22 protein-coding genes and 1 tRNA gene are annotated in these 24,403 nt (G+C 71.5%); 18 read left to right on the top strand and 5 right to left on the bottom strand.

Annotated features, from left to right (window positions below; all coding sequences use genetic code 11):
• Nucleotides 1-311: 311 nt before the first annotated feature.
• The 13 genes from ACX1D1_RS13910 (at nt 312) to ACX1D1_RS13850 (ending at nt 16,483) form a co-directional block, all read left to right on the top strand.
• The gene (locus ACX1D1_RS13910; RefSeq protein WP_459054943.1) at nt 312-1,727 is read left to right on the top strand and encodes an MFS transporter; all 1,416 of its coding nucleotides are present in this window, start codon (nt 312-314) and stop codon (nt 1,725-1,727) included.
• Between the two features lie 3 nt (nt 1,728-1,730).
• On the top strand, nt 1,731-3,830 hold the full coding sequence (locus ACX1D1_RS13905; protein WP_459054941.1) for a molybdopterin oxidoreductase family protein: 2,100 nt from the start codon (nt 1,731-1,733) through the stop codon (nt 3,828-3,830).
• Nucleotides 3,827-5,311, top strand: a complete 1,485-nt coding sequence (locus ACX1D1_RS13900; RefSeq protein ID WP_459054940.1) for an FAD-dependent oxidoreductase — start codon at nt 3,827-3,829, stop codon at nt 5,309-5,311. The genes ACX1D1_RS13905 and ACX1D1_RS13900 overlap by 4 nt, the downstream gene beginning before the upstream one ends.
• Before the next feature lie 106 nt (nt 5,312-5,417).
• Nucleotides 5,418-8,018, top strand: a complete 2,601-nt coding sequence (gene nirB / locus ACX1D1_RS13895; RefSeq protein WP_459054938.1) for a nitrite reductase large subunit NirB — start codon at nt 5,418-5,420, stop codon at nt 8,016-8,018.
• The gene (gene nirD / locus ACX1D1_RS13890) at nt 8,015-8,410 is read left to right on the top strand and encodes a nitrite reductase small subunit NirD (protein WP_459054936.1); all 396 of its coding nucleotides are present in this window, start codon (nt 8,015-8,017) and stop codon (nt 8,408-8,410) included. The genes nirB and nirD overlap by 4 nt, the downstream gene beginning before the upstream one ends.
• Nucleotides 8,411-9,556, top strand: a complete 1,146-nt coding sequence (locus ACX1D1_RS13885) for a uroporphyrinogen-III synthase (protein ID WP_459054935.1) — start codon at nt 8,411-8,413, stop codon at nt 9,554-9,556.
• Entirely contained in the window at nt 9,553-10,239 is a 687-nt protein-coding gene (locus tag ACX1D1_RS13880; protein WP_459054934.1) for a sirohydrochlorin chelatase, read from the top strand. The genes ACX1D1_RS13885 and ACX1D1_RS13880 overlap by 4 nt, the downstream gene beginning before the upstream one ends.
• Nucleotides 10,240-10,305: 66 nt before the next feature.
• Nucleotides 10,306-10,587 (top strand): DUF2249 domain-containing protein, encoded by a 282-nt coding sequence (locus ACX1D1_RS13875; protein ID WP_182781753.1) that lies wholly within the window; start codon nt 10,306-10,308, stop codon nt 10,585-10,587.
• Nucleotides 10,588-10,634: 47 nt separating this feature from the next.
• Complete coding sequence (locus ACX1D1_RS13870; RefSeq protein ID WP_220489030.1) at nt 10,635-11,045, top strand: hemerythrin domain-containing protein; 411 nt, start codon at nt 10,635-10,637, stop codon at nt 11,043-11,045.
• Nucleotides 11,005-12,108, top strand: a complete 1,104-nt coding sequence (locus ACX1D1_RS13865; RefSeq protein ID WP_255421953.1) for a DUF8744 domain-containing protein — start codon at nt 11,005-11,007, stop codon at nt 12,106-12,108. The genes ACX1D1_RS13870 and ACX1D1_RS13865 overlap by 41 nt, the downstream gene beginning before the upstream one ends.
• Nucleotides 12,105-14,699, top strand: a complete 2,595-nt coding sequence (locus ACX1D1_RS13860) for a multicopper oxidase domain-containing protein (RefSeq protein WP_459054931.1) — start codon at nt 12,105-12,107, stop codon at nt 14,697-14,699. Before ACX1D1_RS13865 ends, ACX1D1_RS13860 begins: the two co-directional genes overlap by 4 nt.
• Before the next feature lie 70 nt (nt 14,700-14,769).
• Nucleotides 14,770-16,149: a UTP--glucose-1-phosphate uridylyltransferase gene (locus ACX1D1_RS13855; protein WP_459054930.1), complete on the top strand. Its 1,380-nt coding sequence runs from the start codon at nt 14,770-14,772 to the stop codon at nt 16,147-16,149.
• Nucleotides 16,142-16,483 carry a hypothetical protein gene (locus ACX1D1_RS13850; protein WP_459054929.1) on the top strand — a complete coding sequence of 114 codons (342 nt, stop codon included), beginning with the start codon at nt 16,142-16,144 and terminating at the stop codon, nt 16,481-16,483. Before ACX1D1_RS13855 ends, ACX1D1_RS13850 begins: the two co-directional genes overlap by 8 nt.
• Before the next feature lie 60 nt (nt 16,484-16,543).
• Here ACX1D1_RS13850 and mscL read toward each other — a convergent pair whose 3' ends face one another.
• From mscL to ACX1D1_RS13830, 4 genes are all read right to left on the bottom strand, one after another.
• Nucleotides 16,544-16,909 (bottom strand): large conductance mechanosensitive channel protein MscL, encoded by a 366-nt coding sequence (gene mscL / locus ACX1D1_RS13845; RefSeq protein ID WP_182781758.1) that lies wholly within the window; start codon nt 16,907-16,909, stop codon nt 16,544-16,546.
• A gap of 178 nt (nt 16,910-17,087) precedes the next feature.
• Nucleotides 17,088-17,708, bottom strand: coding sequence for an SAF domain-containing protein (locus ACX1D1_RS13840; protein WP_459054928.1), 621 nt, complete (start codon nt 17,706-17,708; stop codon nt 17,088-17,090).
• Between the two features lie 48 nt (nt 17,709-17,756).
• The gene (locus ACX1D1_RS13835; RefSeq protein ID WP_182781760.1) at nt 17,757-18,044 is read right to left on the bottom strand and encodes an FmdB family zinc ribbon protein; all 288 of its coding nucleotides are present in this window, start codon (nt 18,042-18,044) and stop codon (nt 17,757-17,759) included.
• A gap of 39 nt (nt 18,045-18,083) precedes the next feature.
• Entirely contained in the window at nt 18,084-18,668 is a 585-nt protein-coding gene (locus ACX1D1_RS13830; RefSeq protein ID WP_459054926.1) for a 5-formyltetrahydrofolate cyclo-ligase, read from the bottom strand.
• 18 nt (nt 18,669-18,686) lie between these two features.
• On the opposite strand from ACX1D1_RS13830, the gene ACX1D1_RS13825 reads away from it, so the two are divergent.
• The 3 genes from ACX1D1_RS13825 (at nt 18,687) to ACX1D1_RS13815 (ending at nt 20,927) form a co-directional block, all read left to right on the top strand.
• Nucleotides 18,687-19,982 (top strand): molybdopterin molybdotransferase MoeA, encoded by a 1,296-nt coding sequence (locus ACX1D1_RS13825; RefSeq protein ID WP_459054924.1) that lies wholly within the window; start codon nt 18,687-18,689, stop codon nt 19,980-19,982.
• An 83-nt stretch (nt 19,983-20,065) separates the two neighbouring features.
• Nucleotides 20,066-20,806, top strand: a complete 741-nt coding sequence (locus ACX1D1_RS13820) for a hypothetical protein (protein ID WP_459054923.1) — start codon at nt 20,066-20,068, stop codon at nt 20,804-20,806.
• A gap of 45 nt (nt 20,807-20,851) precedes the next feature.
• Nucleotides 20,852-20,927 (top strand) — tRNA-Ala (locus ACX1D1_RS13815).
• A 46-nt stretch (nt 20,928-20,973) separates the two neighbouring features.
• On the opposite strand, the gene ACX1D1_RS13810 is transcribed toward ACX1D1_RS13815, so the two are convergent.
• A complete protein-coding gene (locus tag ACX1D1_RS13810; protein ID WP_459054921.1) occupies nt 20,974-22,164 on the bottom strand; it encodes a MarP family serine protease in 1,191 nt (396 codons plus the stop codon).
• Between the two features lie 86 nt (nt 22,165-22,250).
• Between ACX1D1_RS13810 and ACX1D1_RS13805 the strand changes: the two genes are divergently transcribed.
• Together ACX1D1_RS13805 and nhaA are read left to right on the top strand one after the other, a co-directional pair.
• Complete coding sequence (locus ACX1D1_RS13805) at nt 22,251-22,847, top strand: hypothetical protein (protein WP_459054919.1); 597 nt, start codon at nt 22,251-22,253, stop codon at nt 22,845-22,847.
• Nucleotides 22,848-23,115: 268 nt separating this feature from the next.
• On the top strand, nt 23,116-24,390 hold the full coding sequence (gene nhaA, locus ACX1D1_RS13800; protein ID WP_459054917.1) for a Na+/H+ antiporter NhaA: 1,275 nt from the start codon (nt 23,116-23,118) through the stop codon (nt 24,388-24,390).
• Nucleotides 24,391-24,403: the final 13 nt, after the last annotated feature.

Here is a 24,403-nt window from a genome sequence, read left to right as displayed (position 1 = left end):
ACGGTCCCTCTGTTTGTGTGTCTGCAACTTGCTACCCATAGAGCGGCATCTGCGCATATATGCAGAAGCCGCTCTATGGATAGCAAGTTGCAGACCCCTCGTCGACGACGACACCATTAGGGCCGCCTGACGCGGGCTCTCGGCCTGATCGGCCCCGCGTTCTCCTCACGCTCGGCGGGGAATCCGCGTGAGGAAGAGGTCACAGGCCCGTTACCGGGCGGCTCATCGCCCGTCACATCCTCTACGTAGTTTCTGTGGGGAGCAGCGTCGCTCAGGTATCCCGTGACCGAGAAAGAGCCGAAGGAGCGACCATGACTACCACCCAGACACATCCGTCGAACGAGCCGGAGGGGATCGTCGACGACACCCTGACGGCTGACCAGGTCGCCGCCCGGGCGCTTCCCGCCGCTGGAGGCCTCACGCACCGTCCCGGCCGCTGGATCGACGGCTGGGACCCCGAGAACCCGGAACAGTGGGGGAGTGTGGGCCGGCCCATCGCGCGCCGCAACCTCACGCTGTCGATCTTCGCCGAGTTTCTCGGCTTCGCCGTCTGGGCGCTGTGGAGCATCGTCGTCCCGCAGCTCAACGGCGTGGGCTTCAACCTCAGCATCAACGAAATGTTCTGGCTGGTCTCGACGCCGGCCCTTGTCGGCGCCACGCTCCGCCTTCCCTACACGTTCGCCGTGCCCCGCTTCGGCGGCCGCAACTGGACCGTGGTCTCCGCCCTGCTGCTCCTCCTCCCGGCTGGGGCGCTGGCGTGGGCCGTCAACCACCCCGAGCTGCCATTCATGGCGCTGATGGGGATCGCGGCCCTCGCGGGATTCGGCGGCGGCAACTTCGCCTCGTCGATGGCCAACATCTCCTTCTTCTTCCCCGCCAAGGAGAAGGGCGCCGCCCTCGGCCTCAACGCCGCCGGTGGAAACCTCGGCACCGCCGCCGTGCAGCTCGCGGTCCCGATCGTCATCACCATCGGGGCCGGGGTCAGCCTGGACCGGGCAGGCTTGATGTTTATCCCGCTCGCACTCCTGGCGGCAGTGCTGGCCTGGCGCGGGATGGACAACCTGTCCAACGCCAAGTCCGACCCACGCGCCTACGCGGCCGCGCTGCGCAACCCGCACACCTGGATCCTGTCGTTCATCTACATCGGCACCTTCGGCTCGTTCATCGGCTACTCCGCCACCTTCCCGACGCTGCTGAAGAACCTCTTCCCGGCGGTGACCCTCTCGCTCGCCTTCATGGGCGCGCTGGTGGGCTCGGTCTCGCGCCCCTTCGGCGGATTCCTCGCAGACCGGGTGGGCGGCGCCCTGGTGACCTGCGCATCCTTCGTCGCGATGGCGGTGGGGGCGGTCGGTGCGATCATCGGGCTTCGGCTCGAATCGTTCGAGATCTTCTTCATCTCCTTCCTCTGGCTGTTCGTCTTCACCGGCATCGGAAACGGCTCCGTCTACCGGATGATCCCGGCGGTCTTCGCCGGGACCGTCCGCGACAGCGGCACCGGATCCTTGATGGCGGCGGGCCGCGCGGCCGCCGGCTGCATCGGCATCGCCGGCGCGATCGGCGCCTTCGGCGGCTTCCTCATCCCGCAGGGATTCGCCCTCTCCAGGACCCTGACCGGGGACCTGCAGGCGGCCCTCTGGACCATGGTGGGCGCCTACCTCCTCATGCTGGGTGTCACCTGGTTCACCTACCTGCGCCGCGGCTCACGCATGGCCGCGCTGAAGGTCTGACCCATGACCGCCACCCACTGCCCCTACTGCGCGCTCCAGTGCGCGATGAACGTGGCGCCGTCAGACCCGGGGGTGACCCCGACGGTGACCCCGCTGGAGTTCCCCACCAACCGGGGCCGGCTCTGCCAGAAGGGGTGGACGTCCGCCGAGGTGCTGACCACGCGGGACCGCCTCACCAGCCCGCTGGTGCGGCGCGACGGTGAGCTGGTGCCCACGGACTGGGACACCGCGCTGACGCTGGTCGCCGACACGCTGATCCGCCTACGGGTGGAGCACGGGCCGGAGTCGGTGGCGGTGTTCGGGGGCGGCGGGCTCACCAACGAGAAGGCCTACCATCTCGGCAAGTTCGCCCGGGTGGCGCTGCAGACGCCCAACATCGATTACAACGGCAGGTTCTGCATGTCGTCGGCCGCGGCCGGCGGCCGGAGGGCCTTCGGGCTCGACAGAGGGCTGCCCTTCCCGCTCACCGATCTCGACGGCGCCGGCGCGATCCTCCTGGTGGGGTCCAACCCCGCCGAGACGATGCCTCCGTTCTGCACCCACCTGTCTGGGGCGCAGGAGGCGGGCGGGCTGATCGTCGTCGACCCCCGCCGCACGCCGACGGCGGCCCTCACCGGCGACGGCCGGGGCCTGCACCTCAGCCCGCTGCCCGGCACGGACCTGGTCCTTCTCCTCGGCCTCACCCAGATCCTGTGGACCGAGGGCCTGATCGACCGCGACTACCTGGCCGAGCGCGCCAACGGCGTCGACGAGCTGCGCGCCAGCCTGGCCGCGTGGTGGCCGGAGCGGGTGGAACGCGTCACGGGCGTCCCGGTGACCGAACTGCGCAGGGCCGCCCGCCTGCTCGCCGAGGCCAGCCCGGCGCGCGGCGGCCGCGGCGCCTACGTGCTGACCGGCCGCGGGGCCGAGCAGCACGCCCACGGCACCGACACCGTCACCGCCGCCGTGAACCTCGCGCTGTGCCTCGGCCTGCCCGGACGGGTGGGCTCCGGCTACGGGTGCCTCACCGGCCAGGGCAACGGCCAGGGCGGCCGCGAGCACGGCCTCAAGGCGGACCAACTGCCCGGGTACCGCTCCATCACCGATCCCGCGGCCCGAGCCCACGTCGCTGCCGTGTGGGGAGTGGACCCCGACTCCCTGCCCGGCCCCGGGAAGCCCGCCGTCGCCCTGTTCGAGTCCCTGGCGACCCCTGTCGGCCCGCGCGCCATGCTCATCCACGGCGCTAACCCCGTCGTCAGCCTGCCCGACGTGCTGCGCCTCACCGAGCGATTGGGCGACCTGGACCTGCTCGTGGTCAGCGACTTCGTGCTCTCCGAGACCGCCGCGATGGCCGACGTGGTGCTGCCCGTCACGCAGTGGGCGGAGGAGACCGGCACCATGACCAACCTCGAGGGTCGGCTGCTGCTGCGCGCCCGGGCCGCGCTGCCCCCCGTCGGCGTCCGCACCGAGCTGGAGGTCTGGAGCGAGCTGGCCGAGCGCCTCGGCAGCCCCGTCGAGTTCAGCGCCGACCCCGCCGTCGTGTTCGAGGAGCTGACCCGCGCCAGCGCCGGCGGCGTGGCCGACTACGCCGGATTCAGCCACCAGCGGCTCCGCGACGGCGACGCGCTCTACTGGCCGTGCCCCGCCCCTGACCACCCCGGCACGCCGCGGGTGTTCCTCGACCGCTTCGAGACCCCGGACGGGCGCGCAGTCCTCCACCCCGTCGACCAGACCCCGCCTGACGACGAGCTCACCCCGGAGCTGCCGCTGTACCTCGTGACCGGCCGGGTCCTGCAGCACTACCAGTCCGGCGCCCAGACGCGGCGCGTCCCGGCCCTCAACAGCGTGGAGCCCGAGGCCTATATCGAGCTGCACCCTCTCCTCGCGCAGAGGTTGGGTGTCGCGGCGGGTGACCGGGTGGCGGTGCATTCGCGTCGAGGCAGCTGCGAGGCGGTGGCCAGGCTCACCGAGGGCATCCGCCACGACACGGTCTTCATGCCCTTCCACTACCCGGACGCCGGCGCGGTCAACCGGGTCACCAATGCCGCCACCGACCCCATCTCGGGCATGCCCGAGCTGAAGGTCGCGGCCGTGCGGCTGACCCGGATCGGAGCTGCGTCATGAGTCACCGGATCGTCGTCGTGGGCAACGGCATGGTGGGGCACCGCTTCCTCGCCGACCTGGCCTCCCACCGCCTCGACGACGTCGAGGTCACCGTCCTGGGCGAGGAGGGGCACGCCGCCTACAACCGGATCCTCCTACCCGATGTCATCCTCGGCCGGGCGGACCTGCCGGGGCTCACGCTGCCCGAGAGCCGTGGCGTGCGGATGCTGCGCGCCCGCAAGGCCACCGGGATCGACCGCCGCAACCGCACGGTCGTCGACGCTACGGGGGAGGAACACCCCTTCGACACACTCGTGCTGGCCACCGGGGCCGATCCGGTGTTCCCCACCCTCGACGGAGTGGTCCGGGCAGACGGCTCCCCGATGCCCGGCGTGGCCGCGTTGCGCACCTGGGACGACGCGGACCGCGTCCGCGCGGCCGCCGTCGAGGGCCCCAGGATGGTGGTCATGGGCGGCGGCGTGCTGGGCATCGAGGCCGCTGTCGCGCTCGCGGAGGCAGGCAGCGCGGTCACCATCGTCCACCGCGGCTCTGCGCCGTTGGACAGGCAGTTCGATCCCGCGAGCGGCGCCGTGGTCCGGGCCGGGCTCGCCGACCGGGGCATCACCACGCTCGTCGACGTGCGTGTCGCGGGAGTGGAGCGTCGTCGCGACGGCGCCCTCACCTCCGTGCGTCTCACCAACGACCGGCACATCCCCGCGGACATGCTGCTGGTGGCGATCGGGGTCAGGCCCCGCACACGCCTGGCGGAGGCGGCCGACATCTGGGTGCGCAACGGCATCCTCGTCAGCGACACCTGCCGCACCGACGACCCCGCGATCTACGCCATCGGCGACTGCGCCCGCACGCCGCGGGGCTGCCCGGGGTTGGTCGGCCCCGGCTGGGAGCAGGCCCGCGTCCTGGCGCACCACCTCGCAGAGAAGATCAGCGGCCGCTCCCGTCCCCGCCCCGTGCTCGGCGCGGACGCCGGCGTGTTCCGGGTGAAGGCCGAGGGTCTCGATGCCGTCACCATGGGCGAGTTTCCTCACGACGAGTTCGCGCCCGGCGCCCCGCGGGTGCTCAGCCTCACCGACCCCGTCGGCCGCCGACGCGTGCGCGTCGCCGTCGCCGACGGCCTGCTCGTGGGCGCCACCTGCGTAGGCGATGCCCAGGTCGCGGCCGACCTGACGGTGGCCTTCGACTCCCGCACGCCCGTCCCCGACGACCCGGCCGCGCTGTTGGCCCGCCCGCTCGCCGGCGCCGCCCCGGCGATGTCGGTGGTCGACCTGCCCGACGCGGCTGTCGTGTGTCGCTGCAACGCCGTGACCAAGGCGGCCATCACCGATGCCGTCAAGGCAGGCGCCGACACTCCTGAGGCCGTCGCGTCGGCGACGCGCGCCTCCACCGGATGCGGAAGCTGCACCTCCGACGTCTGCAGCCTGGTCGCCGCCCTCGGCGCAGCCGGCAGCCCGCGAACCTCACTCGAGCGGGTCACCGTCGCGTGAGTGGCTTGTTGCACAGCCGAAACGTGACTGATCCAGCCCCGGAAAACGCGACACCTACCGTCGTAGACACCGAGGAGCCAACCCAACAGATCCCCAGGAGGCCGATATGAGCAAGCTGTGTGTGGTGGTCGGGGGTGGCATGGTCGCCCACCGATTCGTCGAGGCGCTGCGTTCGCGCGACGAGGCCGGCGAGTGGCGCGTCACCGTCCTGGCCGAGGAGCCCCGCCCGCCCTACGACCGGGTGGCGCTGACCAGCTACTTCGAGAACCGCGACCCCGAACTCCTCAACCTCGGCGAGGCGCACCTCTGGCAGGACCCGAACGTGAAGCTGCGCCGCGGCGCCAAGGTGGTCTCCGTGGACCCGGCGGCGCACACCGTCATCACCGAGAACGGCATGTCGCACGCCTACGACTCCCTGGTGCTGGCCACCGGCTCCTACGCGTTCATGCCGCCGGTTCCCGGCCGTGAGCTGCCCGGCTGCTTCGTGTACCGCACCATCGACGACGTGGCGGCGCTCCGCGGCTTCGTCGAGACCTTGCAGGAGCGCAACCCGAAGCGTCGCGTCCGGGGCGCCGTCATCGGCGGCGGGCTGCTGGGCCTCGAGGCCGCCGGAGCGCTGCGGAAGCTCGGCGCCGACACCACCGTGGTCGAGTTCGCGCCCAGGCTGATGCCCCTGCAGGTCGACGAGGGCGGGGGCGAGTCGCTCAAGCGCCTGATCGAGGCCATGGACGTCGACGTGCGCGTCGGCACCGCCACCTCGGCCATCAAGGGCCGGATCGCCGTGGAGAAGATGGTCTTCAACGACGGCACCTCCATCGACGTGGACGTGGTGATCTTCGCCACCGGCGTCCGTCCCCGCGACGAGCTTGCCCGCGACGCCGGCCTCGAGGTGGGGGAGCGCGGCGGCATCGTCGTCGACGACTCCTGCCGCACCGCAGACCCTGACATCTTCGCCATCGGCGAGGTGGCCTGCATCCAGGGCCGCGTGTGGGGCCTCGTCGGCCCCGGTTACACCATGGCGGAGGTGGCGGTGGACCAGATGCTCGGCCGCTCCGGCACCTTCACCGGCGGCGACCTCTCCACCAAGTTGAAGCTGCTCGGCGTGGACGTGGCCAGCTTCGGTGACGCCTTCGGCACCACCGACGGCGCCCTGTCCGTGGTCTACACCGACCCGATCGCCGGCGTCTACAAGAAGCTCGTCCTCTCCGACGACGCCCGCACCCTGCTCGGCGGCATCCTGGTGGGCGACGCCTCGGCCTACGCCGGCCTCCGGCCCCTGCTGCGCCGGCCGCTCGGCGTCGACCCCGCCGCGTACCTGGTGCCCGCCGGCGCGGAGGGCGCCCCCGTCCAGGGCGAGCTGCCCGACGACGCCCCCGTCTGCTCCTGCAACAACGTGACCGCCGGCGCCATCCGCTGCTCGGTCACCGAGGGCGGCTGCACCGACCTCGCCGGTGTCAAGGCGTGCACCAAGGCCGGCACCAGCTGCGGCTCCTGCCTGCCGCTGGTGCGCAAGCTGATGGTGGCCGAGCTCGAGAAGTCCGGGACGGTGGTGAGCAACGCCCTGTGCGAGCACTTCGAGCTCTCCCGGGCCCAGCTGTTCGACGTGGTCCGGATCACCGGGCTCACCACCTTCTCCGAGATCATCGGCCGGCACGGCCGCGGCCGCGGGTGCGACATCTGCAAGCCCGTCGTCGCCTCCATCCTGGCCAGCCTCGGCAACGGGCACATCCTCGCGGGCGAGCAGGCCGCGATCCAGGACACCAACGACCACGTGCTGGCCAACATCCAGAAGGACGGCACCTACTCCGTCGTGCCCCGCGTGCCAGGCGGTGAGATCACCCCGGACGGGCTCATCGTGATCGGCCAGATCGCCCGCGACTTCGGGCTCTACACCAAGATCACCGGCGGCCAGCGGATCGACATGTTCGGCGCCCGGATCGACCAGCTGCCCGACATCTGGCGGCGGCTCGTCGACGCCGGATTCGAGTCCGGCCACGCCTACGGCAAGTCGCTGCGCACCGTGAAGTCCTGCGTGGGATCCACCTGGTGCCGCTACGGCGTCCAGGACTCCGTCGGCCTCGCGATCGACCTGGAGCTGCGCTACCGCGGGCTCCGCTCGCCGCACAAGCTCAAGCTGGGCGTCTCCGGCTGTGCCCGCGAATGCGCCGAGGCCCGCGGTAAGGACGTCGGCATCATCGCCACGGACAAGGGCTGGAACGTCTACGTGGGCGGCAACGGGGGCTTCACGCCCCGGCATGCCGTCCTGCTGGCCGAGGACCTCAGCACCAAGGAGCTGGTCCGCACCATCGACCGCTTCCTCATGTACTACGTGCGGACGGCGGACAGGCTGCAGCGCACCGCCGTGTGGCTGGAGTCGATCGAGGGCGGCCTGGACCACATCCGCAAGGTGATCATGGAGGACTCCCTCGGCATCGCCGCGGACCTCGATGCCGCCATGGCCGGACACGTCGACGGCTACCGCGACGAGTGGCGCGACGTGCTGGAGGACCCGGTCAAGCTGGCCCGGTTCGCGGGCTTCGTCAACGCGGCCGACGCCGTCGACGACAACCTCCAGTACGTGGGCGAGCGCGGCCAGGCGCGCCCCGCCACGGACGCCGACCGCGAGTCGGGCGTCGAACTGGTCGATTCCGAGCGGCGGCCGGTCCTGGTCGCCGGACCCACCATCCCCATTGGAGGAGCGCGATGATCACCACCACCGAACCCGTCTGCCGCCTCGACGACCTGCTGCCGGAGCGACCCGTCGCCGCCCTGATCGACGGCCGGCAGGTGGCCATCGTCAGGCTCCACGACGACCGCGTGGTCGCCGTCGGCATGTGGGACCCCTTCGCCCGCGCCAACGTGATGGCCCGTGGACTGGTGGGCTCGTCCCTGGTGAACGGGGAGGACGTGCCCGTACTCTTCTCTCCCATGTACAAGCAGGCGTTCGACCTCCGCACGGGCGTGTGCCTGTCGGACCCTGCGAAGGCGCTCGGCACGTGGGCGGTGGCGGTGCTCGACGGCCGGGTGTTCGTCGGTTCGCAGGTCACCGAGGAGGCCCCGCTCCGCCGGCCCGCTGAGGGCCTGGCCAGGGCGGGCTGAATGGACGCGACGGTGACCGCCATCGGTTCCACCGCGGCAGCCGGCGCGCACTCGCTCGCCGGCTGCCGCGTCGTGCTGACGGCGAAACGACGCGCCTCCGAACTTGCCTCGGCGCTGGAGCGCCGCGGTGTCGAGATCATCCGGGCCCCCATCCTCTCGATCGTGCCCCACGCAGACGACGAGCAGCTCATCGCGCAGACCAGGGCGCTCATCGCCGATCCCCCTGATGCGGTGGTGGCCACCACGGGCGTGGGGTTCCGCGGCTGGATGGAGGCCGCGGATGCCGCAGGGTGTGCCGACGAGCTGCTGGCGGTGCTGCGGGGAGCCCGGATCATCGCCCGCGGGCCGAAGGCCCAGGGCGCGGTCCACGGCGCGGGCCTGACTGCCGACTGGGTGGCGGACTCGGAGACGGCCGCCGAGATCAAGGAACTCTTCGAGACCGAGGGCGTCGCGGGCCTGCACGTGGCCGTGCAGCACCACGGCGCGGGCAGCGACGGCATCGACGAGCTCCTCGTCGAGTTGGGGGCCCGCGTCACCTCGCTGGTCGTGTACCGGTGGGGGCCCTCCCCGGACCCCGAGGCGGTGAGCCGCGCCGTCGCTCTGGTGGCGGCCGCCGAGGTCGACGCGGTGGCCTTCACCTCCGCGCACGGGGTGGTGGAGTTCCTCGCCGCGTGCGAGCGGGAGGGGCTGCGGGATGCCGCGATCGAGGCGATGGCGGGGCCGGTCCTCCCCGCGACGGTGGGGCCGGTCACCGCGGCGCCCCTCATCGAGCTCGGTCTCACCCCGTTGATCCCGGACCGGTTCCGGCTTGGCGCGCTGGTGCGGGAGCTCACGACGGCGCTGTCGGCCCGCGGCGTGGCGGAGGTGGCCACCCCGGCGGGCGTGCTGTGGCTGCGGCGGTCCGCCGCCAACCTGGGCGGACGCGCGCTGCCGCTCAGTCAGGTGCAGTTCGCCGTGCTGCGCTCACTCGTCGAGGCGAAGGGGGGAGTGGTGTCGCGCGAAGAGATCCTGGCCGTGCTGCCCGGCAGCTCCAACGACCCGCACGCCGCCGAGGTCGCGGTCGCGCGGCTGCGTGACAGTATGGGGGATCGCTCGCTCGTGCGCACCGTGCCGCGGCGCGGCTACCGCTTGGAGGTGAGCCCATGACGCCGGCACTCGTGGTGTGCGCACACGGCACAGACGATCCCGACGGACAGGCCGCCGTCCTGGCGATCGCCGCGGCCGCTGCGGAGCGCCTCCCCGACGTCACCGTCGAGGTGGCCTACGTCGACGTTCAGGAACCCAAGCTCGACACGGTCGTGGACCGGCTCGTCGACGCGGGGCACCGCGTGGTGGTGGTCCCCGTGCTGTTGACGCTGGGCTTCCACACGGAGGTGGACGTGGCAGAGGCGATCGCCGGCCACCCTGGGCGGGTGGTGTCCACGGGCCCGCTGGGGCCGGATCCGCGGCTGGAGGACGCTCTCGTGGAACGGCTCCGCGAGGCCGGCGCCCCCGAGGGGTCGGCGGTGGTGGTGGCCGTGGCCGGTTCGTCGCGCCCGGAGGCGGCGGAGGTGGGTCGCGGTGTGGCGCGCGCCGTGCAGGAGCGCTGGGCCGGGCCCGTCACGGTGGGGTTCCTGTCCGCGGCTGAGCCCAGGGTCCCTGAGGCTGTCGCGGAGGCCGGCGGATCGGGCCCTGTGGCCGTGGCGTCCTACCTGATCGGGCCCGGCTTCTTCCAGCGCAGGCTCGCCAAGGCCGGCGGCGATGTGGTCGCCCAACCGCTCGGCGCACATCCCGGCCTGGTGTCGGTGGTGGTCGACCGTTACATGGCGGGTGCGGGTCTGCTCGGCTGATCCCCTGGGAGTCCATAGGGACACCCCGGAGATTAGATACAAGTTTCTTGTAGTAATCTGTGGGGCATGACAGAGATCTCCCTCACCCCCAAGTCAGGCTGCGGTTGCGGCGGTCATGACGAGTCCCTTCCCGAACTCGACGCGCGCATCATCCCGCACGCCGTTCGCCACGCCGCCATTCACGGCGTCGTCGACGGCCTCCAGCCGGGCGCGGCCTTCGTCCTGGTGGCCCCGCATGACCCGGTGCCGCTGCTCCGCCAGATCACAGAGCGCCACGGCGAGTCGATTGCAATCAGCTACGTGCAGGAGGGCCCCGAGGCCTGGAAGCTGAAGCTGGCGCGCCTCTGATGTGCAGCTACTGCGGGTGTGACTCGATCACGGTGATCGGTCGGTTCATGAATGAGCACGTCGAGATCGTCAACGCGTGCGGACAGTTGCGCCGCGCCGTCGTCGACGGTGGAGACGTGCCTGAGCATGCCCGCGCCCTCGCCCTCCTCCTCGGGCCGCACACGCAGTCCGAGGAGGTGGGTCTCTTCACGGTGATGAAGCGCCGCGACGAGTTCGCTGACCACGTCAGCATTCTGTGCGGCGAGCACCGCTCGCTCGACGAACTGCTGGCTGCCATCGCCGCAGGCGACCACTCGCTCATGGACGTCTTCGAGGACGCCCTACGTGACCACATCGACAAGGAAGACAACGGATTGTTCCCGGCCGCTGCCCTCGGGCTCGACGGCGACGAATGGGCCGAGATCGATACCACCACCCATGAGCACGACCACGCTGCCGGCACCCCGCACCATCACTGACCCAGGGGCGCGCACGCGCCCCCTCCGCGTCGCGCTCATCGCGCTGGCCGGGGTCTCGCTGCTGACGGGCCTCAACGCGGCGTTGCTCCGTCTCGGGATGTGGGCGCCCGTGGATTCCGACCGGCTGGCGGACCTCCACGGCCCCGCCATGACGCTCGGCTTCATGGGCACCCTCATCTCCCTTGAACGGGCCCAGGCACTGCGTTCCCCCCTCGCATACCTGGCGCCCGCCCTGCTGGGCGCGGGGTCGCTGGCGTTGATCGCCGGCGCCCCGCCCCTGCTCGGCGAACTTCTCCTCCTCGACGGCGGGCTGGCATTCCTGGCCGTGGCCGTGGCCCTGTGGCTCCGGGCCCCGCTGCCTCTGGTGGCCGCCCAGGCGCTCGGCACGCTCTTCGTCCCGCTGGCGGCGGCCGCGATCCTGCTGGCCGACATCCCGGCCGCCCTTCCGCTGCTTGCCGCCTTCGTGGTGATCACCATCGCCGCGGAGCGCGCCGAATTGGCGCAGCTCACCATGGGCGCCCGTGCGGTGCCCATGCTGCTCGCCCTGGCGACCGTGGTGGCGCTCGGCGCCGCCCTCGCGACCGCCCTCCCCGCCGTCGGCTATCGGGTGCTGGGGTTGGGCTGCCTGCTCGTGGCCGCCTGGCTGCTCCGCGACGACGTGGGCCGCCGCATGATCCGCGGCACCGGGTTCCGCCGCTTCAACGCCGCCGCGCTGCTGGCCGGCAACGGATGGCTTGCCGTGGCGGGCGCTGTGTGGCTCGTGGTCGGGCAGCCGGTCGCCGCGGGCCACCACGATGCCACCATCCACGGCGTCTTCCTCGGCTTCGGTGTGTCCATGATCATGGCGCACGCCCCCACCATCTTCCCGGCCGTCATCGGCCGCCCCCTGCCGTATCGTCGGTCGATGTGGCTCCCGCTCGGGCTGCTTCACGCCGGCATGACCGCGCGGATCCTCGGCGACCTTCTCGCCGTCGGTGACCTGTATCGAACCGGAGGAACCCTGACCGTGATCGCGATGCTCGTGTTCGCCCTGACCGTGATCGCCTCGGCGGTGAGGGGATGAGGCGCCGCCGCGGGCTCCGCGACTTCGCGCTGGTGGTGTGGCTGGCGGCCGCCGTCGTGGTTGCTCTCGCGCATCGCTGGATCCCCGAGTCCACCTGGCTCATGGTGCACCTGGTGGCGCTCGGCGCTCTGACGCACTCGGTGATGGTGTGGAGCGCCCACTTCACCGCGGCGCTGCTCAAGACCCGCGACGACGACGCTACCCGCCGCCTGGCAGACGTGCGGCTGGGCGTGCTGGGGGCCGGCTCCCTGCTGGTCTTCCTCGGCGTCCCGACGGCGCAGTGGTGGCTCGCGGTCACCGGCGCCACCGTCGTATCAGCCGCCGTGCTGTGGCACGGCGCCGTCCTGGTGCGCGACCTCAGGCGTGCCCTGGCGGGGCGGTTCCGGATCTGCATCCGCTACTACATCGCGGCGGCGGCCTGCCTGCCCGTGGGGGCCGGGTTCGGCGCGACGCTGGCCTGGGGGCTCGACGACCGCTGGCACGCCGCCCTCCTCGTGGCCCACACCATGACCATGCTGCTCGGCTGGATCGGGCTCACGGTGGTGGGCACCTTCGTGACCTTCTGGCCCACGGTGCTGCGCACCCGGATGGACGACCGGTCCGAGCGCCTCGCCAAGCAGGTGCTGCCGGTGCTGCTGGCCGCCATCGCCGTCGTGATCGGGGGTTCCCTCACGGGCCTCCGGCCGGTCTCGGTGGCCGGGCTGGTCCTCTACGCCGCCGCGCTGGGATGGTGGGGGCGCTGCCTCACCGTGCCGTTGAGGAAGCGTCCGCCGCGCGAGTTCGCCGCCGCGTCGATCCTTGCCGGGGCCGTGTGGGCGTGCGTGGCGGTCCTCGCCACCGCCGTCCACGTCGGACGCTCCGACGACCTCGAGTTGGCCTCCGGATACCCGATGCTGGCCTCGCTGTGGGTGGTGGGCTTTCTGCTGCAGCTGGTCACCGGCGCGCTGTCCTACCTGTTGCCGTCGGTGATCGGCGGCGGGCCGCGCGTGGTGCGCGCCGGCGCCGCCGAGTTCGACCGGTTCGCCACCGTGCGGCTCGTCGTCATCAACGGCGGGCTGCTGGCCTGGGTGGCCCCACTGCCCAGCTGGGTCAAGGTGACCGTGTCCGTGCTGGTGCTCGCCGCGCTCGTGACATTTCTCCCGCTCATGGTGCGCGGCATCCGAGCCTCCGTGGCGGAGCGCCGCCGCGCCGCGGCCGGCGAACCTGCCCCTGAGTTGAAGGAACGGCGCAGCGTCTTCACCGGCGACGGTCTGGTCGCGGGCGTGGCGGCGCTGGCGATCGCGCTCAGCGTCGGCGTCGGCCTGGATCCGGCGGCGGCCGGCGTGGCCTCGACCACCGCCCCGGCCGCGTCGGTTCCGGCCACCGGCGAGACGGTCCGGGTGAAGGTGGCGGCACGCGACATGGAGTTCGTGCCCGACAGAGTGGAGGCCCAGCCGGGCGACCGCGTCATCGTGGAGCTGGTCAACGAGGACCCCACCACGGTGCACGACCTCCTCATCGGGACGCTGCGCACCCCACGGCTCGCGCCGGGGGAGAGCGCCGAGCTCGACCTCGGCGTCGTGGGCCAGTCCATCGAGGGCTGGTGCACCGTCGTGGGGCACCGTCAGATGGGCATGACGTTCGACGTGGTGGTGGCGGGCGCGCCCGCCGCAGCCCCCGACGAGGAGGCCGCCGAGCCAGAGCACGGTCACGCGGCCGGGGACCCGGACGCGACGCTCAGCGCCGTGGTCGACCCCGTGGCCCCGCCGCTGACCGACGAGACCGTCCGCCGCTACGAGTTCCGGGTCACCGAGGTGCCCCTGGAGGTGGCCCCGGGCGTGTGGCAGCGGCGGTGGACCTTCAACGGCGGCAGCGTGGGCCCAACGCTGCGCGGACGGGTGGGCGACAACTTCGAGATCACGCTCATCAACGACGGCTCCATGGGCCACTCGATCGACTTCCACGCCGGCGCTCTGAACCCCGAGGGGCCCATGCGCACGATCGCGCCCGGCGAGCGGCTCGTCTACCGGTTCACGGCCGGGCGCGCCGGCGTCTGGATGTATCACTGCTCGACGATGCCCATGAGCGCGCACATCGCCGCCGGCATGCACGGCGCCGTGATCATCGAACCCGAGGGTGGCCTGCCGGAGGTGGACCGCGAGTACGTGGTGGTCCAGTCCGAGGTGTTCGTCTCGGGTGAGGCGGCCTCGGCCGAGGCCGCCACCGACGTCGATTCCGAGGCCGTCTCGGCCGAGAAGCCGGACCGGGTGGTGTTCAACGGCGTGGCCAACCAGTACGACCAGGAGCCCTTCGTCGCGCGGGTGGGGGAGCGGGTGCGCTTCTGGGTGCTCGACGCCGGGCCGAACCGTGCCACGAGCTTCCACATCGTGGGCGGGCAGTTCGACACCGTCTACCGCGAGGGCGGCTACCTGCTCAAGGACGGCGTTGACGCCTTCGGCGGCAGCGGCGGGGGCGCCCAGGCACTGGCGCTGGCGCCGGCCGAGGGCGGGTTCGTGGAGTTGGAGTTCCCGGAGCCCGGGCGATACCCCGTCGTCAGCCACGTGATGGTGGACGCCGAGCGCGGGGCGCACGGGATTGTCGCGGTGTCCTGATCGCGAGGGCGCGCCCCGGGCGACCGCTGGCCTAGGATCGGTGTCGAGAACCGCAACGAAGGGAACAGCTGTGTCCGAAGCCGGCCTCAACGCCGCCCGCCAGAAGATGATCGACGCCGGGGTCGCGGCCCCCGCGATCGAGGTCTTCTCCCGCTTCTACGAGCTCCTCGAATCCGGTGCCACCGGGGTGATCCGGGAGGACACCATCGAGCCGCTGCTCGATCCACCGATGCTGACCGATGTGGACATCTCCGAGGCGGAGGCCCGCGAGGCGATCGGCAAGACCGTCATCATCAAGCTCAACGGCGGCCTCGGCACGTCGATGGGCCTGGACAAGGCCAAGACCCTGCTGGAGGTGCGCGACGGGCTCAACTTCCTTGATCTCATCACCCAGCAGGTCCTGGCCGCCCGCGACCGCTACCACGCCCGCCTTCCGCTGCTGCTGATGAACTCGTTCCGCACCGAGGACGACACGTTGGCCCACCTCGAGCGCTACGAGGAGCTTCCGGTGGAGGGGCTGCCGCTCAGCTTCATGCAGAACCAGGAGCCGAAGCTCCGCGCAGATGACCTGACCCCCGTCGAGTGGCCCGCAGATCCCTCCCTGGAATGGTGCCCGCCCGGCCACGGCGACCTCTACCCGGCGCTGGAGGGCTCCGGCGTGCTGGACCAGCTCCTCCAGCACGGCTTCCGCTACGCGTGCGTCTCCAACGGGGACAACCTGGGCGCGGCGCCCAACGCCACCATCGCCGGCTGGTTCGCCCGGTCCGGCGCCCCGTACGCCGCCGAGGTGTGCCGCCGCACCATCAACGACAAGAAGGGCGGACACCTGGCCGTCCGGAAGGCGGACAATCAGCTCATCCTGCGCGACACCGCCCAGACCGCGCCGGAGGAGATGGACTTCTTCACCGACGAGCACCGCCACCCGTTCTTCCACACCAACAACCTGTGGTTCGACCTGCAGGTCCTCCGCGACACCCTCACGGAGCGCAACTCCGTCCTGGGCCTCCCGCTCATCCGCAACGACAAGACGGTGGACCCCTCCGACGGCGACTCCACGCCCGTCATCCAGGTGGAGTCCGCGATGGGTGCTGCCATCGAGGTGTTCGAGGGGGCCACGGCCATCTGCGTCGGCCGCGACCGCTTCCTGCCGGTCAAGACCACCAACGAGCTGCTCCTGCTGCGCTCTGACGTCTACGACCTGACCGACGAGGGCCGCCTGGTGGCCACCACCTCGAGCTCCCCGGAGATCAGCCTCGACTCCCGGTTCTACAAGAAGGTGGACAAGTTCCTGGCCCGGATCCCGGTGGCACCATCCCTACGGCAGGCGAGCTCTCTCAAGGTGGACGGAGACTGGACCTTCGGCGCGGGGGTCACCGTGGTGGGGGACGCGGAACTCGCCGACGAAGGCTCTCCCCAGCAGGTCCCCGACGGCGCCACCCTCGGTGGGTGACCGCGACCTGTCGGCGGCGCTTGGCCTGGCGCTGACGGGGGAACGGCTTCCGCTCAGCTCCCCGTCCTCGCTGCCCGAGGAGCTGGCCCGCCTGGGCTTCGACGCCGGGCGGCTGCCCGCCCTGCGAACGCAGCGGCAGGAGGCCTGCGAGCCGTGGCCGTTCCCGGTGCCGCTGGAGGAACGGCGCGCTCTCGGGTTCGCACGGTTCGACGCCGCGCTGGCGGAGGCCCGCCGGGAACTGGGCCTCACGGGCCTCACGCCGTCGGCGCCGGCTTCCCGGCCGCTTGACCGCCACGAGCAGCGCCTCGCTGACGACCGGCCACCCCACTGGTGAGGTGACGCCACAGGGACGCCACCCAGTGGGTGACGCCCCTGTGAGAACGACGAGCGGGGCTCAGACGCGGTTGTTGACCAGCGAGTCGCGGATCTCTTCGAGCAGCTGCTCCGACTTGGTCAGCGAGGGGGCCTCGGCTTCGGTCTTGGCGAAGCGCTCCTTGGCCTTGGTGTAGGGGAGCACCACGCCGAAGTACACGACGAAGGCCACGATGACGAACGCGACCAGTGCGGTGAGGAACGCGCCCACCGACACCCCGCCCGGCGAGTAGGACGAGAAGTCCGGGGTGCCGCCGAGCTTGCCCAGCAGGTCCATGAACATGGCGGTGAACGCGGTGACGACCGTGGCGAACGAGGCGCCGACGACGAACGCGACGGCAAGCTCGACGAGGTTGCCGCGCATGAGGAATTCCTTGAAGCCCTTCATGGGAATCAGGTCTCTTTTCTGTGTTCCGCTGAAGCGGGAGACGACCCGTCACGCGATGCAGCGACGGGGGCGATCCGTGGGGAAGGCCACACGAGAGGCCGTCCGGATCTGGGTTGAGCCGTCAATGACGCTAGCGGGCATGTCGCGAGGATGGCAAACCGGCGCGGCTACACGCGTCTCACAAGGCGCCCAGCACCACGCTGAGCTGGCCGCTCTGACCGAGGGCGGCCACCATGGCGGCCTCATCGGCCGGCACGTCCATGAGCACAAGGCCGTCATCGCCGGCCCCAGCCACCGCGAGCGCGGACCCGCCTGGCGGGGACGGCAGCGCCGCGACCCTGGCGTCCCGCGTCAGTACCTCAGCCGACTCGGTGGAGGTGACCACAAGCGTGACTGGATCCCCGGGGCGCAGCAGGGACCGCAGAGCCTGGTCCGGCAGGGTGATGGGCACGACGGCGCGGCCGGGAGCAACGCCTTGACCCGTGGCCAGGAGCCCGGTCTGGAGCAGGGTGCCGGCGGCTAGATTCACCGCTGTCACCTCACCGATGACGTCATCGAGGCTAGGTGGAGCGGCCGAGAACACCAGGTGGGCGGGGACGTCGGTGAGCGTCACGTCCGCCGAGGTGAGCGTGTGGCCCGCGGCCACCGGCCCGGTGAGGACCGGCGCCGACACCGTGGGACCGCCCGGCTCCGCGAGCCATTGCGCCACGAGCACCACCGACAGCGCTGCCAGCAGCGCGGCGACGGCCCGGCGATGCCAAGACACGAACGAGGCGATGGGGGTGAGGAGGCGTCTCATGCCCCCTTGATCGCAGGTGGAGAGCCCGATTTCCCGCTGTCCACAGGTTCAGGCGGACTTGGCCTCCACCTTGGGCGCCGACGCGGCCTTGACCGGCTCGGACTTGGCCGGCTCCGTCTTGGCCCCGGACTTGGCGGGGGAGGAGGCGGCCTTCTTCGCGGCGCGCGAATCCGTGGCGTAGAAGCCGGAGCCCTTGAACACCACGCCGACGGCGCTGAACACCTTCCGCAGTCCGCCGTCGCACTCGGGGCAGTCCGTCAGTGCGGGGTCCGTGAACTTCTGCACGGCCTCGAGATCGGTGCCGCAGTCTGTGCAACGGTACTGGTAGGTGGGCATACAGGATCCTCCGTGGGAGACGACTCCACCCATGGTAGTTCAGAGCGTCAATCTGACCGATTCGCGCTCTGTGACGTAGCCGTCGACCGGGATGTCGTGGGGGAGCGTGAGGGGCCCCAGATCGTCGCGGATCTCCTCGTGGCGCGCCAGTGCAACCACGAAGGACAGCGGGTCGCGGTGGGGCAGCGCCCGGTCGTACCAACCGCCGCCGGTACCGAGGCGCGCGCCGTCGGTCCCCACGGCAAGGCACGGCGCCACCACGAGGCCGGCCTCTGCCAGCGCCTCGGGAGGGAGGACGGGCCCGGTGGGTTGCGCGATGCCTCCCCACCCCGTGGCCATCGCGTCCCACCCCTCGAAGCGCGCCCACGCCACCCCGCGGCCGGTGATCCTCGGCAGCAGGAGGCCCCAGCCGCGGGCGGCAAGCGCGTCGATGGCCTCGACGGTGCCCGGCTCACCGTCGCGGGATACGTACGCGGCGACGGTGCCGACGGGGAACCCCTCCGCCAGGGCGAGGAGGAAACGAGTGCGTGCGGCGTTGTCAGCGGCCCATTGTTGGGCTGAGACCCGGGCGCGGGCCGCGGAGATCCGGGCGCGCAGCGCGTCCTTCCGGGCCGAGAGGGTCATTGGCCTATCGTAGGCAGCATGGCTTGGTTTGCCCGGAAGAAGCAGGACGACGTCCCCGGTGAGGAAGAGGCGGTCGAGGAGGAGCCGCGGCTCCCCGATCCGCCAACCCTGGACGCCTCCGGGCTGCGGAGCGTGACTGATCACACCGCCTACCTGCTCCGCCTCGTCGAGCCTCTGCGGCCGTTCGGGATGTCGTTGCTGGAGGCGTGGAACCAGGTCCTCTGCGAGGACATCGACTCGATGATCGCGGTGCCACCCAACAGCACCTCCAAGGTGGCCGGCTACGCCGTCCGCGCCAAGGAGTTGCTGGACGACGAAGGGCACCTCGCCGCACCGATGGAGATCGTGGACCTCACCGTCGCCAGGCTGCCCGAGCGGGCGGCCGCGTCGGTGGCGCCCGGAGACGTGCTGCCCCGCGGCGCCACGGCGGTGCTGCCGGCCACCTTCGGCACCGTCGAGGACGGAAAGGTCCGGCTCATCGAGCGCGTCGGCGAGGGGGAGTACGTGCGCGCCGCCGGGGAGCACCTCAAGCTCGGCACACGCCTGCTCAGCGAGGGAGACCTGCTCGACGATCGGGGCATCGGCCTCCTCGCCAGCGCGGGCATCGACAAGGTGATGGTCCGGCCCCGCCCCCGGGTGGTGGTGGTCAGTTCCGGGGATCACCTCGTGGATCCCACCAGCAGCGTCCAGCACGGCGAGGTCACCGACGCCAACTCGTTCATGGTCGCCGCGGCGGCCAAGGCAGCGGGCGCGACCGTCTTCAGGGTGGCCGTGCACTCCAACGATCCCTCAGCCATCGAAGAGGCGGTCACGGATCAACTGATCCGGGCTGACCTGGTGATCTCCACCACCGGCGGACGCCGCGAGGATTACGAGGCGGTGGCGTCGGTGATGGAGCGGCTCGGCCTGGTGGACTCGGTCAACGTGGCCATGTCGCCCGGACGGACCCAGACCTTCGGGCTGATCGGCGAGGACCATGTGCCGATGCTGATGCTGCCGGGCAACCCCGTGAGCGCCTACGTGTCGTTCCATGCCTTCGCCCGCCCGCTGATCAGGCAGCTGATGGGCGCCCACACCGGACACCGGAGTGTTCGCGCCATCGCCTCGAGCGGGCTCCGCTCGCACCGGGGCCAGATGCATCTCCTGCGGGGCCGGGTCACCACAGAGGGGAGCGTCCGCCACGTCGCCCAGGTGACGGAGAACTACGCGCTGGCCGAGCTGGCCCATTCCAACGCGTTGATCGTGCTGGACGAGCACGTCGAGCAGGTCAACGCCGGCGAGGCCGTCAAGGTCTGGTTGCTGGACGAGGAGTGAGAACTCGAAATAACCGGCGTTGATCCGCCGACTCGCCGCAGCCGGGGGACCAAATCACAGCGTTGTTGTTTAACGTAGGCGGCGTGCTCGCCGGAATCCTCATCGCCATCGTCGTCGTCGTCGGTCTGGCCCTAGGGCTGCCCTGGGTGAGGAATGCCCGTGAGTTGGACGCGGACCTCGACGGGGACCCCTCGCAGCGGTTCTCGGACTCGGTCCGGATTCTCCATCGCGACGTCGTCGATCACGTCGAGGACGACGGTGCGGCGCAGGTCTCGACCCCGTTGACGCGCCGGACCGACCTTCTCGAGCTTCGCCTCATCGCCCGCCAGGCGGCCCGCCGTCGGCTCGTCGTCGCGGCTGTGCTGGGGGCGGCGCTGGTGACGCTGGCGGTGCTGGCCGGGCTGGGCGTCGTCGCATGGTGGAGCGTTCTCATCCCCTCCGGGCTGCTGGTGGCGTTCTTCGCCGTGGCGCGGGTTTCGGTGGTGGCGATGCATCGCAGTCTCGACGCGCGCTCGGCCGCGGTGAAGGCGGGGTTCGACGAGGACGAGGACACCGTCGTCATCGACCTGTCGGACCGCGAGGCCACCGAGAACATCGAGATCTCGATCGATCTGTCGATGCCCACCACCATCGGCGCGCTGTGGGATCCCATCCCCGTCGCTCCGGCCACCTACGTGCAGCAGCCGCTGCTGCCCCGGACGGTGCGCACCATCGACCTGTCTGCTCCGGTGAGCCAGCAGCCGGCGCAGATTCCGACGGCGGACAACCCGGCAGGCGAGGCCCGGGAGGTCTCCGAGTACCGGCCACGGGCGGTCGGGGACTGACTTGGAGCCCCGCTCGGCTCGGTGCTAGGCTTCGTGATGCTTCAAGGGGCTATGGCGCAGTTGGTAGCGCGTCTCGTTCGCAATGAGAAGGCCGGGGGTTCGAATCCCCCTAGCTCCACCAAGGTCGGTCCCCCGGGACCGGCCTTTCTGGTTTCACCCCTTCTGGTTCACTGCGTGCACGCCTGGGTGCTGACCTCCTGCGTGGCCGAGGCCGCCCCGTCGATCAGGGCGTTGGTCTGAGCGTTGGTGAGTGCATAGGTGGTCTCTGCATCGACGAGCGAGATGGCGAAGACCGTCCCGGCCACCTCGCCGTTCTCGTTGAGCACCGGACCCCCGGAGTTTCCCTGCTCGGCGTGGGCGCGAAGCGACAGGACCTCCCGCGACACCACCGTCGAGCCGTAGATGTCGTCGCCGCGGGCGTCGATCGTGCCCCGGACGCGCCCCGAGGTGACCGTGTACGGGCCCCCTCCGGGGAAGCCGGCCACCGCCACCGGCGTCTCGGCAGCCAGCGGGCCGCTGCGGGTCAGCGGCTCGGCCTCCAGCCCCGGCACGTGGAGGACAGCGATATCGATGTCCGGGGCGAACGTGACGACGGTGGCGGCGAGTGTGCGTCCACCCACCTCGACCGCCACGGCGTCGGAGCCGGCCACCACATGGGCGTTGGTGACCACCCGTTCCGGGGCGCTCACCCACCCGCTGCCGCTGTTGGCGGCCAGCGGGCCGCGACACTCGGGCACTGCGGCCGCGATCTTCAGCACGCTGTCGGCTGCCGCCTGCACCCCGGGGGATTGCGCCGTGGCGTCGTCCGGGGCTGGGACCGGCAGCTCGGGCTCGGGGAAGAGCCCGCTGAAGACCCGCGGGAGGCCCGCGGCGTCGAGCATCACCGTCAGTCGCGATGCCTGCCGGGCCGCCTCCTCGGGCATCGCGCGCCCGATGACACCGAGGCTGACCGACGAGTCGATGGTGCGCACCCATGCGGGCGGGGCGATGGGCTTGATCGCTGCGGCGAGCACGCCCAGCACCAGGGCGGAGACCACCACGGCCCCGCCGGCCCCGAGGATCGCGTCGACGGGGTTCGGCCTGCCCGGCCCGCGGAAGCGGCGGCCGATCGAGCCGATCACGGCGTCGCCGAGCGCCGCGCCCGCCATGGCTGCCCCGACCAGGGCCATCGTCTGGCCCAGGACCGGCCAGTCGGAGCCGAACGCCGCCACCAGCCGCGGCCCCGCCCACAGGCCGGCCAGGATGCCCGCCACCGTGCCCGCCAGGGAGAAGGCGCCCGCGACCAGCCCGGTGCGCCAGCCGCGCGCGCCGTAGCTGAGGAGCATCAGGACGATGGCGGCTTCGAGGATCCAGTTCATGGGGGCTCCTGACTAGTGGGACCCTCTCAAGAGTGCCACCTCCCGCGGGCGCCCGACGCTGCTGCCCCGTCGCGTAGCCTGGTGGGGTGTCCGAGCCCCGCAAGCCTCGCCGTCCCGCCCTCCGCGCACCATCGGTGCTCGATGAGATGGGCGAGAGCGTGGACCCCGTCGCCGAGCTGCACGCCGCCCACGCCACCGCGGCCACGCTCGTCGGAGCGGGCCGCCAGGGCAGGGATCCGGAGCTCACGGCGCGCCTCATCGGTGTGGTCGACGAGGTGGGGATCACCACGCTGGCAGACCTGTGGGCCTCGCGTCCGGCCCGCTCGCTTCCCGGGGCGCTGTACCGGCTCTACGTTCTCCGCGAGTGGGTGCGACGCGACGCGGACGTCGCCGCCCGCCAGTACTCCGCCGGAACCCACCTCTCAGAGTCCAACCACGCCATCGCCGGCGCAGATCCCACCGGGCCCGACGAGGTCCTGCGGGTGGCCGACGACATCCTGCGCGGCGTGTTCGAGGGCGACCTGGCGCTCGCCTTGGAGCGGGCCGGGGCGTTCGCCCGCGTCGTCTCCGCCGGGCGGGGAAACCTGCAGCCGCACGACGACGTGCACGCCGACCGCCTGATGCACCTGGCGGAGGATCTTGCGGCCAGCGCCCGGCTCTGGCGTCGCGGCGAATTGGAGTGACCGGTTGGCACTGGGGATCGGGGCGGGTATTCTCCAGACGGGTGCCGAGCTGCGGTAGCCCCGGGCTCCACACTTAGCCGCTTTGAGCGGCCCCGCGCCGAGAGGCGCTCCCGGCTCGGCACCCCACACCTCCGTCCCGCTGGGATCCGCGCTGGACGTCGTGCGGGTTTCCGTAGGGTGTTTCGCTAGTCTTGGTCCCCGGAGTGTCGGGAAGTCTGGTCGACGTCGTGACTGGCGTGCTGTCATCACGGCCTACCGAAGGAGACGCATGACCCCGCCAACCGAGCAGAACCGTCGGAGCCGGCTGCGGCACTGGGTGACCCTGGAGACCACGAGCGGCGTGCTGCTCCTCATCGCCGCCGTCGTGGCCCTGATCTGGGCCAACTCTCCCTGGCGCGAGGCCTACCAGGCGCTCTCCGGGCTCGTGGTCGGCCCCGAGGCGCTCCACCTGGATCTTTCTCTGGCGAAGTGGGCGGCCGATGGCCTGCTGGCGATCTTCTTCTTCATCGTGGGCGTGGAGCTCAAGCACGAGATCGTCGCGGGCAGCCTCCGCCGCCCGAAGGAGGCGGCCGTGCCGGTGTTCGCCGCGATCGGAGGGATGGTGATGCCGGCCCTCATCTACGTGGCCGTCGTCACGCTGCTCCAGGACCCGACGGCGCTCCAGGGATGGGCCATCCCCACCGCCACCGACATCGCGTTCGCGATCGCGGTGCTGGCCATCTTCGGGCGTGGCCTGCCGCGGGCTCTGCGGACCTTCCTGCTGACGCTCGCCGTCGTCGACGACCTGCTGGCCATCATCGTCATCGCCGTCTTCTACACCTCAGGCCTCAACCTCCTCGGGTTGGGCGCCTCGCTGGCGGTCATCGCGCTGTTCGCGCTCGTGGTGCGCTCGCGCACGCCGGCCCCGTGGCTGCTGCTCATCCTGGCGCTGACCGCTTGGGCCCTCATGCACGCCTCCGGCGTCCACGCCACCATCGCCGGCGTGGTGCTTGGTTTCGTGGTGCCGGCCGTCGTCATCCACGGCGAGACGGAGACGCGCACGCACCGCTACGAGCACGCAGTGCGGCCCATCTCCTCAGGCATCGCGCTGCCTCTGTTCGCGTTCTTCTCGGCGGGCGTCTCGCTCGTCGACGGCGACGGCCCCGCCAGCGTGCTTGCGCAGCCGGTGGTGCCGGCGATCGTCCTCGGACTCATCGTCGGCAAGCTGGTCGGCGTGCTCGGGGTGACGGCACTGGTCACGAAGTTCACGCCGCTGCGGCTGCCGGACAGCATCGGCCTGCGCGACCTGCTGCCGGTCGGCTTCCTCACCGGCATCGGGTTCACCGTGTCCCTGCTCATCGCCGAACTGTCGTTCCCGGATGCCGAACACACTGCAGGGGCGAAGCTCGCGATCCTCCTCGCCTCGTTCCTCGCGGCAGGTCTGGCCGCGGTCTTCCTCCGCTGGGACGCCAAGAAGCTCCGCACCCGTGACATGAACCTGGACGGCATTCCGGACATGGACAGCGCCCCGATCCGCGACGCGCGGGACGTCTCAGACCACTGACGCCTCAGCGTCG

This window comes from Tessaracoccus luoxuelianae (genome assembly GCF_054483915.1).
The sequence above is the reverse complement of the archived record's forward strand: the minus strand, read 5'-3'. Positions and strand labels throughout refer to the sequence as shown.